20 protein-coding genes are annotated in these 13697 nt (G+C 35.0%); 10 read left to right on the top strand and 10 right to left on the bottom strand.

Going from position 1 to position 13697, the window contains the following annotated elements:
- Position 1: 1 nt before the first annotated feature.
- The 6 genes from ACPF63_RS20040 to ACPF63_RS20065 form a co-directional block, all read right to left on the bottom strand.
- Complete coding sequence (locus tag ACPF63_RS20040) at positions 2–1207, bottom strand: lanthionine synthetase LanC family protein (RefSeq protein ID WP_426481059.1); 1206 nt, start codon at positions 1205–1207, stop codon at positions 2–4.
- Positions 1208–1304: 97 nt separating this feature from the next.
- The gene (locus ACPF63_RS20045) at positions 1305–1460 is read right to left on the bottom strand and encodes a hypothetical protein (RefSeq protein WP_426481060.1); all 156 of its coding nucleotides are present in this window, start codon (positions 1458–1460) and stop codon (positions 1305–1307) included.
- Positions 1444–1593 (bottom strand): class I lanthipeptide, encoded by a 150-nt coding sequence (locus ACPF63_RS20050; protein WP_426481061.1) that lies wholly within the window; start codon positions 1591–1593, stop codon positions 1444–1446. Before ACPF63_RS20050 ends, ACPF63_RS20045 begins: the two co-directional genes overlap by 17 nt.
- Before the next feature lie 22 nt (positions 1594–1615).
- A complete protein-coding gene (locus ACPF63_RS20055) occupies positions 1616–1897 on the bottom strand; it encodes a class I lanthipeptide (RefSeq protein WP_180564981.1) in 282 nt (93 codons plus the stop codon).
- A gap of 22 nt (positions 1898–1919) precedes the next feature.
- Positions 1920–2198 (bottom strand): class I lanthipeptide, encoded by a 279-nt coding sequence (locus ACPF63_RS20060; RefSeq protein ID WP_426481062.1) that lies wholly within the window; start codon positions 2196–2198, stop codon positions 1920–1922.
- Positions 2199–2216: 18 nt separating this feature from the next.
- The gene (locus ACPF63_RS20065) at positions 2217–2510 is read right to left on the bottom strand and encodes a class I lanthipeptide (protein WP_047427254.1); all 294 of its coding nucleotides are present in this window, start codon (positions 2508–2510) and stop codon (positions 2217–2219) included.
- A gap of 381 nt (positions 2511–2891) precedes the next feature.
- Here ACPF63_RS20065 and ACPF63_RS20070 point away from each other — a divergent pair, with 381 nt between their 5' ends.
- The 3 genes from ACPF63_RS20070 (at position 2892) to ACPF63_RS20080 (ending at position 5448) form a co-directional block, all read left to right on the top strand.
- The gene (locus tag ACPF63_RS20070) at positions 2892–3332 is read left to right on the top strand and encodes a hypothetical protein (protein WP_180564979.1); all 441 of its coding nucleotides are present in this window, start codon (positions 2892–2894) and stop codon (positions 3330–3332) included.
- A gap of 67 nt (positions 3333–3399) precedes the next feature.
- Positions 3400–4392, top strand: a complete 993-nt coding sequence (locus tag ACPF63_RS20075) for an aspartate-semialdehyde dehydrogenase (RefSeq protein WP_077413472.1) — start codon at positions 3400–3402, stop codon at positions 4390–4392.
- Between the two features lie 57 nt (positions 4393–4449).
- A complete protein-coding gene (locus ACPF63_RS20080; RefSeq protein ID WP_180564978.1) occupies positions 4450–5448 on the top strand; it encodes a cation diffusion facilitator family transporter in 999 nt (332 codons plus the stop codon).
- Between the two features lie 10 nt (positions 5449–5458).
- On the opposite strand, the gene ACPF63_RS20085 is transcribed toward ACPF63_RS20080, so the two are convergent.
- Positions 5459–5896 (bottom strand): exosortase F system-associated membrane protein, encoded by a 438-nt coding sequence (locus tag ACPF63_RS20085; protein WP_426481063.1) that lies wholly within the window; start codon positions 5894–5896, stop codon positions 5459–5461.
- Positions 5883–6413, bottom strand: coding sequence for an exosortase family protein XrtF (gene xrtF, locus ACPF63_RS20090; protein WP_077413469.1), 531 nt, complete (start codon positions 6411–6413; stop codon positions 5883–5885). Before xrtF ends, ACPF63_RS20085 begins: the two co-directional genes overlap by 14 nt.
- Before the next feature lie 240 nt (positions 6414–6653).
- Between xrtF and ACPF63_RS20095 the strand changes: the two genes are divergently transcribed.
- The 7 genes from ACPF63_RS20095 to ACPF63_RS20125 all read left to right on the top strand — a co-directional run bounded on the left by ACPF63_RS20095 (position 6654) and on the right by ACPF63_RS20125 (position 11549).
- The gene (locus tag ACPF63_RS20095; RefSeq protein ID WP_426481064.1) at positions 6654–7679 is read left to right on the top strand and encodes an aminoglycoside phosphotransferase family protein; all 1026 of its coding nucleotides are present in this window, start codon (positions 6654–6656) and stop codon (positions 7677–7679) included.
- A gap of 32 nt (positions 7680–7711) precedes the next feature.
- A complete protein-coding gene (locus tag ACPF63_RS20100) occupies positions 7712–8116 on the top strand; it encodes a GxxExxY protein (protein ID WP_426481065.1) in 405 nt (134 codons plus the stop codon).
- 75 nt (positions 8117–8191) lie between these two features.
- Complete coding sequence (locus tag ACPF63_RS20105; protein WP_426481066.1) at positions 8192–8599, top strand: RapZ C-terminal domain-containing protein; 408 nt, start codon at positions 8192–8194, stop codon at positions 8597–8599.
- 111 nt (positions 8600–8710) lie between these two features.
- Positions 8711–9424 (top strand): nucleotidyltransferase family protein, encoded by a 714-nt coding sequence (locus tag ACPF63_RS20110; RefSeq protein ID WP_077413466.1) that lies wholly within the window; start codon positions 8711–8713, stop codon positions 9422–9424.
- A 9-nt stretch (positions 9425–9433) separates the two neighbouring features.
- Positions 9434–10186, top strand: coding sequence for a TIGR00730 family Rossman fold protein (locus tag ACPF63_RS20115; protein WP_077413465.1), 753 nt, complete (start codon positions 9434–9436; stop codon positions 10184–10186).
- Between the two features lie 58 nt (positions 10187–10244).
- Positions 10245–10715, top strand: coding sequence for a DUF6702 family protein (locus ACPF63_RS20120; RefSeq protein WP_228408605.1), 471 nt, complete (start codon positions 10245–10247; stop codon positions 10713–10715).
- Positions 10716–10997: 282 nt separating this feature from the next.
- Positions 10998–11549: an inclusion body family protein gene (locus tag ACPF63_RS20125; RefSeq protein WP_426481067.1), complete on the top strand. Its 552-nt coding sequence runs from the start codon at positions 10998–11000 to the stop codon at positions 11547–11549.
- 43 nt (positions 11550–11592) lie between these two features.
- On the opposite strand, the gene ACPF63_RS20130 is transcribed toward ACPF63_RS20125, so the two are convergent.
- Both ACPF63_RS20130 and ACPF63_RS20135 read right to left on the bottom strand, forming a co-directional pair.
- Positions 11593–12105: a DUF7336 domain-containing protein gene (locus ACPF63_RS20130; protein ID WP_426481068.1), complete on the bottom strand. Its 513-nt coding sequence runs from the start codon at positions 12103–12105 to the stop codon at positions 11593–11595.
- Positions 12106–12247: 142 nt separating this feature from the next.
- Positions 12248–13672 (bottom strand): DUF5689 domain-containing protein, encoded by a 1425-nt coding sequence (locus tag ACPF63_RS20135; protein WP_426481069.1) that lies wholly within the window; start codon positions 13670–13672, stop codon positions 12248–12250.
- Positions 13673–13697 lie beyond the last annotated feature (25 nt).

Consider the following 13697-nt stretch of genomic DNA (forward strand, 5'->3'; position numbering starts at 1 on the left):
TTTACATTAATAACACATTGCCCCATTTAATATCAGTATCTATTAAAGAAAGTAAAGATAACCCGACACCACTAAGCCCTTGTAAAAACCCAAAATCGTTATAATACCCTCGCTCATTATGCCATGCACAATGCCCACTTGCATATTTTTCTTCTTCAGAATGAATCATTTCGATAGTTATATTCTTCCAATATTCTATTGCTTCAGAATAATCCGCTTCTCCATTAAGATAAGAAAACTTATTAAAAATATGCATTACACCTGCTGCTCCATGACAAACTGCAGCATCTTTAATACTATTGAGATTAAGATCTCTTTTAGATGCCGAAAAATTAATACAATCTAAAGCTACCTTCTTAAAATCTTCATTTTGAATCATTTGCCCAACATCCCACAATGAAATACCCATTCCTAAATCTCCATAACACCATCCCAGCCGGGCACCCCTGCTCATATTTTTTTCTATATCTTCAACCGCAGATGTCATCGTAGGAAAAAGAGAATTTTTCTTTGTTTTAAATTTAAAATCCAGCATTGCAGAGGTTGCATCGTTCAGCAATATCTTTAATTCACTACTGGAATTCAACTCATAAACCTTCGCTAAAACAGATACTATAGCCGGCTGCCCATGTGAAAGTCCGAAATTGAGTGTCTCATCATATCTTTTACCTTCGCTTACATTAAAAGAAGCCCAATAAGGTTTATTATATATTGTAGTTTTAGTACCAGAAGCCAATTTGGAAGTTATATCTTCTATATATCCGTTTGTAGTATTAGCACCTTCCGTAAAATAGTATAATGCTCCAATAGCCCCATGTAAAAAATCATAATTATCCTTATTTATTTCTTCAATTGCATAATGATAAATATATTCGTCCAAATCGGACAATGCGTCTTCTACTTCAAAATCAATAAAATCTTCTTTATGAAGAAATTTTAATAACCAGCCCAAACCTGAAGCTCCTGTACTGAATCTATAATTTTTATATTTTATACTATCTTTAATACCTTCCAAAATATGATCAACTAATATATTTCCTTTGTCTGAACTTATAGGATCATTAAAAATTTTTCCATAATAAAAATAAAAAAGACAAATACCTCCTAGCTCGTGTAATACTCCGGGAAGATATGATTGCTTATGCAGATATAATTGATCTATTTTACTTTTTATATTTGTTATTTCTTTTATCAAATTCTCCACCATAAAATTAATTCATCTTTTATACAAATATAAACACGGATAACTTTTCCATAAAGATAAAAAGCTATCCGCGTTTATTTTAACCGTAAATAATTAAATATTATGTCCTGTCATCACACATTCCGGATCCGTCTTGTGTAAAGCAATCCATTGTGATATCTGTAATGCAGGCCATATCATCTATATCGTTCATTGTACAGCCACCATAGGTGCAATCTTCGTCTGTGCAGTCATTGGTGTTATTGATCACATGCATTTCCGGGACATTGGCTAAGGTCTACGGTAATCAAGGCTCCGCCTCCTCCCATAATTTTTTGAGATTCATCTTGTGATAGATCCAGAATATCTTCCTTATTAATTTCTAACTTAATAATTTTTTTCTTTCTCATGTCTCAAAATAGTTGCTTCTAGTTAGGTTCTTATACAATCTCCTTGAAAACCTGTATCCTGACACCATCCGGATTCACAATTCCCTCCAGCACTTAAGTTACACATTTCTGTATCTTGAACCGTATTATCCCAACAATCATAGGTGGGTTCAATACAACCAACAGTGCAACGCACATTCTGAGATTCAGGACATTGATCTTCTGTATTCAGACCACCCCCCACAATTCCATAAGCCTCTTTTTCAGATAAATTAAGAATATCTTCTTTGTTAATCTCTAATTTGATGATTTTTTTCTTTTTCATATTTTAAAATTTAGTTCATATTTTAGGTTCTAGTTCCATTACATTGAAATACATCTCCTGTATAACAGTTTCTATCGTCACTCACTCCACAAGCGCCATCACAACTATCCAGGCCTTCTGTGTACCCCTGACAGCCTTCTTCTGTGCGATTACAGTCATCTGGCAATGTTAGTTGTTGGCACGTATCACCATTATCGTACGTTAAAGTATCTCCACCTCCAATAATTTCTCGAGATTCGCTCTGTGAGAGGTTAAGAATATCCTCTTTATTAATTTCCAGTTTAACAATTCTTTTTTTCATACCTTAACTAGTATTTAATTACGTTCTTTCACAAGTGAAATCAAAAGTTCTGTCACAGTCTCTTGTAACATCAGTGATACAAGCCATATCATCTGTTTCATTCATTGTACAACCCCCATATGTACAATCTTCATCTGTACATTCATTTGTGTTGCAACGCTCTGTCTCATCACATACATTTCCCGGACACTGACTAAGATCTACAGTAATTACCGTTCCTCCTCCTCCTAAAATTTTCTGGGATTCATCGTGTGATAGATTAAGGATGTCTTCTTTGTTAATCTCTAATTTGATAATTTTTTTCTTTTTCATAGTTATTTTAGACTTTGTAAATCAAATATACATTTATTTCCGAATAAAACGCATTACATTTTATTAACAATACACCAAATAGTGTCTAATCCTTTTATTGGTCGCCAATAGTCTACTTTTAAAGAAAAAAATTAGTATTTACTGAATAAGGGAAGAAGTTTGAAAGTAATTCAATGACAATTATAACCCATCAACCTTAAATAAATGGTCTTTTATAATTATGTCTCATCGCTTCAACAGAATTCATTCAAAATTTGAAAGAACTATATCTACAACATTATCATTCAACTTCTAATAATATCACAATATTAGATTTTATAAATATCAATCCCGGCTTTGAGCCGGGATTTTTGTTATCTTTGTGTACAAAAAAATAGGATTATGGATTTTTACAAGATTTTTCTTAGTGCACACAAAGGATTCGGTTATTTAGAGCTTCTTTTAGTTGCATTATTTATCATTGCACTTTTAGCTACCATGTTTGGCTTCAGTGGAAAAGTGAACAAATTTTTGAAGAAGACGACGCTCTTCACAATGATTTTCTTCCACGTTCAGTTTTTATTAGGAATATGCTTGTTATTCATATTTTCCCCAGGCTTCAAAGCTGCTTTAGATGCAGGGACATTAATGAAAGATCCTTACAGCAGACAAACATTTGTGGAGCATCCGTTCTCGATGTTAATTGCAGCAGTTTTGATGACTATTGTCAACAAAAAAGTAAAATCCAATGATACTATTTCTTTAGGAGTAGTGTTTATGGGGCTGATTGCAGCAGGTTTATTTGCATTCGCGTTCCCTTGGCTAAGAGTCTTTGGGGCTTAAAAAAGATAAAGAAATTATATGTGTTATAATTTATAAATAGTTTAATCTTAAATTTTTAATTAAATCAATGAAAGTAGCTGTAGTAGGTTCAACAGGAATGGTTGGACAAGTTATGCTTAAAGTTTTGGAGGAGAGAAACTTCCCTGTAACAGAATTAATCCCGGTAGCATCCGAAAGATCTGTAGGCAAGAAGGTGAAGTATAAACAGAAGGAATTTACCATCGTAAGCATGAAGGACGCTATAGCTGCCAAACCGGATATTGCAATCTTCTCTGCGGGTGGTTCTACCTCTCTTGAATTCGCTCCTTTATTTGCAGAAGCAGGAATCACAGTAATTGATAATTCTTCAGCATGGAGAATGGACCCTGATAAAAAACTGGTCGTTCCTGAAATCAATGCTGATGTTTTAACAAAAGAAGACAAAATCATTGCAAATCCAAACTGTTCTACCATTCAACTGGTAATGGTTCTAGGACCTTTGAACAAAAAATATGATTTAAAAAGAGTAATTGTTTCTACCTACCAATCTGTAACAGGAACAGGGAAAGCTGCTGTAGACCAATTAAACGGTGAAATCAGCGGAGATGATTCTATCGAAAAAGTTTATCCTTATCAGATATTCAAAAATGCATTGCCACACTGTGATGTATTTTCTGATGATGACTACACGAAAGAAGAGATCAAACTGATGAAAGAACCTAAGAAGATCTTAGGGGATGATACCTTCAATTTGACAGCAACCGCTGTAAGAGTTCCGGTTCAGGGAGGACATTCTGAAAGTGTAAATATTGAATTCGAAAATGAATTTGAACTGGATGAAGTAAGAAAAATTTTATCCGAAACTCCTGGTGTAATTGTAATGGATGATGTGAAAAACAACCACTACCCGATGCCTTTATATTCGGAAGGAAAAGATGAAGTCTTCGTAGGAAGGATCAGAAGAGATCTGTCACAGCCCAAAACACTCAACCTCTGGATCGTAGCTGACAATCTGAGGAAAGGAGCAGCAACAAACGCTGTACAAATTGCAGAATACCTTGTAGCAAACAACTTAGTATAAACTAACAAAATAAAAAAGAGTCTCAAAATTGAGATTCTTTTTTTTATCAAACTCTATATGAATACCCAGAAAAATACCCACAAAGAGAAAATAGGATTCCAAAAACTTATTGCTGTGTTTGGAGTTATCCTTTTTATCGGAAAGATTATTGCCTGGAAACTCACCAATTCCGATGCTGTATTTTCCGACGCCATGGAAAGTATTGTCAATGTCATCAGTGCATTCATGGGACTTTATTCCCTTCATCTTGCAGCCAAGCCTAAGGATGAGGACCATCCATACGGTCACGGAAAAGTAGAATTTGTAACTTCCGGTATTGAAGGAGCTCTTATTGCTATTGCCGGCGTTATGATTATCTACGAGGGAGTTCACAGCCTTATTGTAGGAAAAACTCTGAGCAAAATAGATCTTGGGATATGGATTATTGCTGCCACGGCAATTATCAATTATCTATTGGGATATATTTCTATAAAAAAAGGAGAAAGAGAAAACTCTCTGGTGCTTGTCTCATCTGGAAAACACCTTCAGTCCGATACCATTACCACTCTTGGAGTAGTTGTCAGTTTAATTATTGTTTACTTCACCAAAATTTATTGGCTTGATTCTGCAGTAGCATTAAGCTTTGGGCTTTATATCATCTTTGTAGGCTATAAAATCGTCCGAAAATCTTTAAGTGGTATTATGGATGAGCAGGATCCTGAAATATTGAATCAGGTCATCAGAATTCTTGAAGGAAACAGACAAATAGAATGGATTGATGTACACAATATGAAAATACAGCAATTCGGTTCTTCACTGCATATTGATGCCCATATTACACTTCCCTGGTATTATGACCTTCGTGATGCTCATAGCGAAATGGAAAAGGTAATTATCCTTCTTGCCAAAAACATGAAACGCAGTATTGAGTTCAATTTCCATATGGATGATTGCAAACCGATTTCATGCCCGGTATGCCAGATTAAAGACTGTCCTGTCCGCGAAAAAGATTTTATCAAACGGGTAGAATGGACTCCTGAAAATGTAACGAGTGTAGATAAACATACCATAGAATAGATAAATTCACTTATCTACCCTCTTTCATCATCTGTTTTCTGTAATAAAACATCGGGACAATCAGCAGTATAATCAATGGCTGGATCACAAATCTTCTCATATAAAAAGAAAAAAGATATCCAATTTCGAATTTATCATGAATACAGTACAGGTAAATCGGAAGAGAGATCATAAACACAATAACCATCATTACGGCACCCTGCAATGTCCATTGTTTGTTTTTAAAGAAACCATAAATAATCAGACAAGAAAACAAAAGATTTAAAACAAATCTAAATAAATGTCCCCCAATCAGTCTTCCCCATTCAAATGCAGGGAATTCAATATTTTTATTTGCTTCATGAAAGTAATCAAGGAAAGGATCATAAAAAAGAGTATTCTCCAGAACCCTTACCCCAATCAATCCACAGATTCCTGTGATAACAAGAAGCCAACTAAGAATTTTCATGTTTTAAAGCAAAAAATTTAATCCAGACCAGCCAAAGCACAACAACAGTTCCATAAATAATGGCAGGAAAAATAAAATCATGGAACATTTTACCGTATTCCTTATGATCAGTCATGACGATATTCAATCCTACAATTCTCAGAAGATTCATGATGTACAGGATAATCAACCCTGCCCCAACAAAGACAAAGGTTTTCATTCCTTTATAAAAAGCAAAAACGAAAGAAACAAACAGAATGATAACAGAAACAGCATTACAGCCTTCCACCATTCTCGTCTCATACCGTTGTTTTACATAAAACCAAACCTGCTCATTCTTTACATCATCATAAAGTTCCGTAGGATACCCTATGGTATTCTGCAGGGCAGCCACCTGATTGGCAATTATTCTTGAAAAAGAATCCAACCCGGAATCTTTACCGCTATTCAGATAGAACTGATAAGCAAAAAGCAGTACCAGGTAAATAATAATGAAACGCAATAAAATACCTAAAACAGGTTTAAAGTCTTTCAGCATTCTGCAAAGATAAAAATTAGCCTGTAATATCCTGAATTTGAATCAAGAAACTTAAAAAACACCAATCAAATCCTACGATTGTGTGTATAATACTGAAAAATTTTCTTTAAAACATTCAGTAAAATAAATATTCAACTCTTCTTTTATTCCTTCATTATAGCGGTCTCTTCCTTTCACATTCTCAATTCTTTAAACTATAATTCCCAACTCATGTTAATTTAGTATATTTGTTTCCATATTATGACTTCTGAAAACGCAAAACGATTTTTTGAAAACCATTTGGGTAAAAAATCTTCCGAATTCGTCACATTAGCTCAAAGCGGCTCTGCGAGGGTAAATTTCCTGGCCACTGCCGGCACTGAAAAATACATCATCACCTACAATGAAAATATCCAGGAAAATGAAAGTTTTCTTTACTATTCCGAGGTATTTTCAAATTTGAAACTCAACACCCCTTCTATTCTTGCTGTTTCTGATGACAGAAAAATGTACATCCAGGAATTTTTGGGACAGCACACCCTTTCGGAGATCATTACCAAAGAACAGCAATCTTCTATTGTAAGATCTTTGGTACAGCAGACATTAGAAAGGCTTTTCCAAATGCAGACACAGACACTGGGGAAAATTGATTTTTCAAAAACCTTTGAATACGAAAGTTATGATGAACTTCCTGTGATTCATGATCTTTATTATTTTAAAAACTTTGCAGCAGATGTCCTTGAGCTTGAATACAACAAATCAACACTTTTAAAGGAATTCAAAAAGATTGCTTTACTCATTGAAAACATTGAGCCTAAAGGAATCATGATCCGAGACTTCCAGGCAAGAAATATCATGGTAAATGAGAAGAATGAAGTTTCTTTCATCGATTACCAGTCTGCAATGAAAGGTCCTTTAATGTACGACGTCATCTCTTTTCTTTTTCAGGCCAAAGCCAACTTCACCGAAGACTTCAAACAGGAAATGCTGGAATTTTATATTCAGCAGTTTGAAAATCCTGAAACAAGAATTCAACTAAAAGATGCGGTGATGCCTATTCAGATGATGAGATTTCTGCAGGTTTTGGGAGCTTATGGATTCCGTGGTTTGATTCAGAGAAAGCAGCATTTTATAGCCAGCCTTGAAAAAGGAATTCAGAATATTACACAATTTGCTAACTCATGGGAGCAAATGAAAAACTACCCGGAACTGGAAAAAGTAATTCAGCAGCTGACATCAGACAGAGCAAAGCAAAAAATTGAGGAAATTATAAATTTAAACCATTAAGAAAGCTTTAAGTCATTAAGAATATTAAGGTTATGACCAAAAAAGAAATTACCCAACTGTCATATGAAATTACAGGCTTTGCTATTAAAGTCCATAAGGCTCTTGGTCCTGGTCTCCTTGAAAGTGTCTATGAAGAATGTTTAAAAATTGAGCTTATTAAAAATGGTTATGATGCTAAACAGCAGCTGTATTTCCCCATCAATTATGAAGGGATAGAAGTTGAAACAAAGCTTGTTGTAGATCTCCTCGTCAATGATACAATTATTAAAGAGTTAAAAGCTGTAGAAGAAGTTTTACCAATACATAAGGCACAACTACTCACTTACATGAAAGTTCTTAAAAAGCCACAAGGTCTTCTTATTAACTTTTTTACGAACAATATTACCAAGTCAATGAAACCCTTTATTAATGATTTTTTTAAAGAACTTCCTGACTAAATTTTGATTTATCAAAATCTTAACTTACCTTAAAAACTAAATAAACCTTAATGGTTTAAAAAATTAAAAAAGAATATGCTACACATCGAGATACACAGTTTTTCATACAAGAAAGGGGGAATTCCTAAAGACAATTCAGGAAATGGCGGAGGTTTCGCTTTTGACTGCCGTGGAATTTTAAATCCCGGAAGAATTGAAGAATATAAAATTCAGACCGGAAATGATATCGGAGTTCAGGAATACCTGGAAACAAAAACGGACATGCCAAAGTTTTTAGAACTGGTAAAATCCCTTGTTTCTATCAATATTGACAACTATCTTGAAAGAGGATTTGAACATCTGCAGATTAACTTCGGGTGTACGGGCGGACAGCACAGATCGGTATATTCTGCTATAAAAATCGCTGAATTTATCCGGGAAAAATATCCTGAAGGAACTGAGATAACCCTTCACCATGATGAACAACCACAACTGAATTCATAAAAGATAAGCGATGATTGATAAATGATTATTTTTTCACTGTTATTTTAATGATCATTTATTAATTATAAAAGTTTTATCATTCATCAACTATCATTTATCAATTATAAAAAAATGAAAGCTCTAATTTTCGCAGCAGGAAAAGGGACCAGACTTAAACCGTTTACAGATCACCATCCGAAAGCGTTGGCAAAAGTAAACGAAATTCCGCTTCTGGAAAGAAATATCACTTACCTGAAAAGTTTCGGAATAAAGGATTTTGTGATCAATATTCATCATTTTGGAGATCAGATTGTTGATTTCTTAAATAAAAACAATAATTTCGGATGCAGGATTGAAATCTCTGATGAAACCAACGAACTTCTTGAAACAGGGGGTGGCTTGATTTTTGCGAGAAAATTTCTTGATCACGGAGAAGATTTTTTAATCATGAATGCGGATATTCTCACCGACCTGAATGTCAATGCGTTGGTGGAATACCACAAAAAGATAAAAGATTTTGCTACTTTAGCGGTTTCCGACAGGGAAAGCTCAAGAAAACTCCTTTTCAATGATGATATGGTTTTGAGAGGCTGGCTAAACGTACAAACTGGTGAACAAAGGCTGGCGGAATTCAACAAAGGCTTTAAAGCTCTTGCTTTCAGCGGAATTCATTGTATCAATCCTAAGATCTTCGAAAAAATAAAAAGAACAGGCAAATTTTCTGTTATGGAAGAATATCTGGACCTGATGCAGACCGAGCATATACACGGTTTTGTACACAACAGTATTCTTATCGATGTCGGAAGACCTTCATCTGTAATAGAAGCCGAAAAACACTTTAAATAAAATTTTGCAATGGAAATTGATGGAATTAGGGATGAAAGTTTAATAAATCCGGAACTTGACGTTAACGAAACAAAACTACATAACAGTTTCAGACAAAAAACCTGGGACGAAACAATCGCTAAAGACAGCTGGATGGTCTTCAAGGTCATGGCTGAATTTGTAGACGGTTATGAGAAACTGGCCAAGATTGGTCCATGTGTTTCTATATTTGGTTCTGCCCGACTGAAGCCGGAGAACAAATATTACGAAATGGCTGTCGATATTGCGGAAAAGATTACCAAAATAGGTTTCGGAATCATCACAGGAGGTGGTCCGGGTGTTATGGAAGCAGGAAACAAAGGAGCTTTCAACGCCAAAGGAAAATCTATCGGATTGAATATTGATCTTCCTTTTGAACAGCATTTTAATCCTTACATCAATAAATCCTATTCTATGAATTTTGATTACTTTTTCGTGAGAAAAGTAATGTTTGTAAAATATTCTCAGGGGTTTGTAGTAATGCCAGGCGGTTTCGGGACATTGGATGAGCTTACTGAAGCAATGACTCTTATTCAAACCAACAAAATAGGAAAATTTCCAATTGTTCTGGTAGGCAGTGAATTCTGGGGAGGATTATTAGATTGGTTCAAAGCAACCTTGCTGAAAGAAGGAATGATTGCTGAAGATGATTTGGATCTTTATCGTGTGGTAGATACCGCTGACGAGGCCGTAGCACATATTAAAGCCTTTTATGATAAATATTCTGTGAATGTAAATTTTTAATTGGCATATTATTTGTGACTTATAACAAACAACTATGATTGTAAATCTATTAATTAAGATGAAAAAACTTTTATATATATCAGGAATTTTAACATTTTTTGTGTTAATGAGTTTTATGTATGTAGACTTTTTCTCTTCAATGACCAAAGTGGATTATGTTGATGGAAGCAAGACATTGAAGTTTACCACAAAAATGAATACAAGCCACATCTCTGATGCGATCAAGATCAACCCCAACACGGCTGGATTTGAAGCAGAGGTAAAAAAATATGTGAACAATAATTTTGATGTGTTTGTCAATGGAGCTCCTAAAACGATAACCTTCACAGGAAGTCAGGTCAGTGGAGAAACTGTATGGGTATATTTTGAAACCGGAGGCGTTTCAGATATCAATACCTTAAAGATTAAAAATACGATCCTTTTAAGCGCTTTTCCTAAACAGATCAATCTGGTGAATATCGCCTATAAAGGCAGCCAGAAAACGATGAACTTTCAAAGAGGAAAAGAAGTGAACGAGGTTTCTTTTTAACGTGAATTAGATTTAACCATTATAAAATGGGTACCCTGGAAAGTAAAACTTTTCAGGGTATTTTTTTTTGTTTAAATCCAAACAAGTCACATAAAAGAGATTAATTAAGTACAAATACCTAATCGCTAATTTCAGCATTTGTACCATAATGTATTCAATTTCAGTAATGTACATTTGTATAGTAATTACAACCACAACAACGTGAAGCCGGAATCACTTAAATCACGGGGCAGAATCTGAAAAGCCAAATGAGTAAGAAACACCAAACTAAAACCAAATATCATGGACGACGTAACACTTAAATCATCGAGTCAGGAAATAGATGTCCTGATTGTTATCGACACGGATTATGTAAGAGATACTTATAAAAACCCAAGTAAAGACCCTAATAATCCTACAGGAATAGATCATAACAGCCAGCATATGATTGTTTCCAATGCCAACGCTATTTCAGGGCAGGGTTCTGCTGATCTGAACTTCAGTGCAAGAGCCGGAGATACAGTCTCATTCAGAGGAACATCAATCTATCAGAATTCCGATGATGCTGTAATCATCTACAATATTAAATACTGGTCCGGAGATCAGGTCTTCAACAGCTTTATATACAATTCCGTTGAAAGAAAACAGGCTGCAGTACCAAATTTGAATTCTCAAAATGGTCTTCCTGCTGCAGCTGCTGATATCACTTTTGCCAGTATTGACTCTAAAGTAAAAGCTACAGGTAAAGAGAACTTCTATGTGCAGTTTGGACTTTACATTTTAGACCCTAATGACAGTAACAAACAGATTCTGTACGGTTACTTTTACTGGGATCCAACAATTACGGTTAAGTAAACGAAAATAATAAAACCATTGCTAATGCGGTGGTTTTTGTTTTTTAACAGCTACCAAATCCGCTGCTCCATAAAAGTGTTGCAAGATCCAGTTCACAGATAATAAAATCATCCTGATGATCTTTAAAACCTGGTTTATTTTTGAGTTCTTCAATAGCTTTCTCTACCTTTTCTAAGGTTGAAAATACTCCGATATATCTTTCATCATCTAAAAAAGTATGGATGGTATAGGAATGACTGACACTGAAAACAGTACTTAAACCTAATTGTTTGACTGAAATACAGTTCTCATCTATCTCATCACCTTTTTCTATATAATCACGTCCTATTTCTATTTCACCAATTACCTTCTCAAAGCCATTATTCCAATGTATTTTATCCATAATATAACAATCTGTAACAAAACAATCCGGATAATCTCTGAATCCAGACATCAGAACGGCTTTTGCTTTTAGCTTCTCCAAATCCTCAAGGCTATTTGAGAAGCCCAGAAATTTGGTGTCCGTATGAGACTCATCGGTATAGGTATGATTCAAGGCATAAATGAAGTATTCCATCTTAAATATAATTTCCTAGTTTAAAAATATAAAATTCTCTGTTTTTTTGATTTGAAAAAAATATTAAAATAAAACACGGGCAGCTCTTACGAGCTGCCCGTGTTTTATAAAGTATATCAGAACTATATTCTATCCTAATGCATTACTCAACTTTGATGTTGTCAATCTGAAGATCATATACTCCGTCTTTTCCGGTTTTGAGGGCAAACATAGTTTTTCCAGAAGTAGTGTTAAGATCGGTAAGACCTGTAAGGGTAAGCTCGATCAGTCTCCATTGTCCGTTCGTATTGATAGATCCTGTATATGAATTCGTACTTTCCGGACTTAAAGTAGCACCGGTAGAGAATGTTCCTAAATTGAAAGTATAGAAAGCAGACGTATTAGGAGCAAGCGGTGTTGCTCTATATACATTGAAAGAAAGTGATTTTCCGGATGCGATCCCTTTGATATACATTGTAATTCTCTTCGGAGCCGCTGGTATTCCTGACGCAGCATTCGCTGTAAATACATAGTCATTATTGGCAGGTGTACCTTTAATCTTAAGGGAATTTGTACCGTTATACCCCAAACCAATACCTTGAGACGCATAAGGCATAAGCCCAAAGCTATTTAAACTTGATAAGAAAGATGTCCAGTTTTCAAAATCAGAGCTTGGGAAAAGATTTACCGCATTAGCAGATGGAAGTTCCGGCTCCCCTGGTGTGAATCTGGCGTTCGGGAAGTTAATATCATTAAGATCCCTTATATAAGCCTGATCTGTGAAAACCGTCGTGTTACTTGAGCTTGTAAAACGGCTTAAAACAAGAACGATATCACCACTTTTTTCATATTTAGGAGAGATTGGAGATTTCCCAAAAGTTGAAAAGTTACTGAAACGAAGATCTAATCTGCCTGCTTTTTTATCCGTAATATAACGATCCCCTGTAGCTGATTCGTCGGCAAAGTTCTTTGTTAATTCAGGCTCTTCAAACTGAACGTTTTTTATTTTTACAAGCTGATTAACGTGCGCACCATTTTTCAGAGCATCTGAGATAAAGTTGAACTCTAATGGTTTCATTGCAGCTACTACAGGCTTCTGTCCGTCGCAAACTCTTGCCATGTAATTAGAAACTTTATTTGGGTTGATTCTACCGATAGGATAGTTAGGATCATAAGAACCTACTTTAATGTTTCCATTAACCCCCTGAACGATCAATCCTTTCAGGTTGATTCTTACTAAAGCCCCTACTGGGAAATCAAGATACTGATTGCTACCGTCGATATCAATCTCAATACCTTGAGTTGGGTTTTCAGGCTTATCCTGAAGAAACATCATTTTGTAAAGATTTCCGGATTCATCACTTGAAGAAACGTAAGCTTCTACGATGAAATCTTCTTTAATGATATCAGCTTCAACGGGTTTTGCTTTTGCTATGGCTGTAATCTCAGATAACTGATGATTAGCTGCTGCAAATTTGTTACTACATTTGATTTCCGGCACATCATAATCATCAGTTTTTACACAAGACGAGATTGCCAGCATTGAAATGGCCGTAAAGATCGCCGCTTTAAAATATATATTTTTCATTGTTTTCGATTTTTAATTTTAATTT

Origin of the sequence: Chryseobacterium sp. R2ACT005, assembly GCF_049949215.1 — a bacterium.
In the GTDB taxonomy this organism is placed as follows: domain Bacteria; phylum Bacteroidota; class Bacteroidia; order Flavobacteriales; family Weeksellaceae; genus Chryseobacterium.

What these genes read in the sequence shown, in the direction of transcription:
- ACPF63_RS20110 (WP_077413466.1), top strand. Translation starts at nt 8,711, where the DNA reads ATGAAAGCTCTAATTTTCGCAGCAGGAAAAGGGACCAGACTTAAACCG.
- ACPF63_RS20070 (WP_180564979.1), top strand. Translation starts at nt 2,892, where the DNA reads ATGGATTTTTACAAGATTTTTCTTAGTGCACACAAAGGATTCGGTTAT.
- ACPF63_RS20080 (WP_180564978.1), top strand. Translation starts at nt 4,450, where the DNA reads ATGAATACCCAGAAAAATACCCACAAAGAGAAAATAGGATTCCAAAAA.
- xrtF (WP_077413469.1), bottom strand. Translation starts at nt 6,413, where the DNA reads ATGCTGAAAGACTTTAAACCTGTTTTAGGTATTTTATTGCGTTTCATT.
- ACPF63_RS20100 (WP_426481065.1), top strand. Translation starts at nt 7,712, where the DNA reads ATGACCAAAAAAGAAATTACCCAACTGTCATATGAAATTACAGGCTTT.
- ACPF63_RS20050 (WP_426481061.1), bottom strand. Translation starts at nt 1,593, where the DNA reads ATGAGAAAGAAAAAAATTATTAAGTTAGAAATTAATAAGGAAGATATT.
- ACPF63_RS20065 (WP_047427254.1), bottom strand. Translation starts at nt 2,510, where the DNA reads ATGAAAAAGAAAAAAATTATCAAATTAGAGATTAACAAAGAAGACATC.
- ACPF63_RS20055 (WP_180564981.1), bottom strand. Translation starts at nt 1,897, where the DNA reads ATGAAAAAGAAAAAAATCATCAAATTAGAGATTAACAAAGAAGATATT.
- ACPF63_RS20075 (WP_077413472.1), top strand. Translation starts at nt 3,400, where the DNA reads ATGAAAGTAGCTGTAGTAGGTTCAACAGGAATGGTTGGACAAGTTATG.
- ACPF63_RS20125 (WP_426481067.1), top strand. Translation starts at nt 10,998, where the DNA reads ATGGACGACGTAACACTTAAATCATCGAGTCAGGAAATAGATGTCCTG.
- ACPF63_RS20040 (WP_426481059.1), bottom strand. Translation starts at nt 1,207, where the DNA reads ATGGTGGAGAATTTGATAAAAGAAATAACAAATATAAAAAGTAAAATA.
- ACPF63_RS20095 (WP_426481064.1), top strand. Translation starts at nt 6,654, where the DNA reads ATGACTTCTGAAAACGCAAAACGATTTTTTGAAAACCATTTGGGTAAA.
- ACPF63_RS20045 (WP_426481060.1), bottom strand. Translation starts at nt 1,460, where the DNA reads ATGCATGTGATCAATAACACCAATGACTGCACAGACGAAGATTGCACC.
- ACPF63_RS20120 (WP_228408605.1), top strand. Translation starts at nt 10,245, where the DNA reads ATGAAAAAACTTTTATATATATCAGGAATTTTAACATTTTTTGTGTTA.
- ACPF63_RS20130 (WP_426481068.1), bottom strand. Translation starts at nt 12,105, where the DNA reads ATGGAATACTTCATTTATGCCTTGAATCATACCTATACCGATGAGTCT.
- ACPF63_RS20060 (WP_426481062.1), bottom strand. Translation starts at nt 2,198, where the DNA reads ATGAAAAAAAGAATTGTTAAACTGGAAATTAATAAAGAGGATATTCTT.
- ACPF63_RS20085 (WP_426481063.1), bottom strand. Translation starts at nt 5,896, where the DNA reads ATGAAAATTCTTAGTTGGCTTCTTGTTATCACAGGAATCTGTGGATTG.
- ACPF63_RS20135 (WP_426481069.1), bottom strand. Translation starts at nt 13,672, where the DNA reads ATGAAAAATATATATTTTAAAGCGGCGATCTTTACGGCCATTTCAATG.
- ACPF63_RS20115 (WP_077413465.1), top strand. Translation starts at nt 9,434, where the DNA reads ATGGAAATTGATGGAATTAGGGATGAAAGTTTAATAAATCCGGAACTT.
- ACPF63_RS20105 (WP_426481066.1), top strand. Translation starts at nt 8,192, where the DNA reads ATGCTACACATCGAGATACACAGTTTTTCATACAAGAAAGGGGGAATT.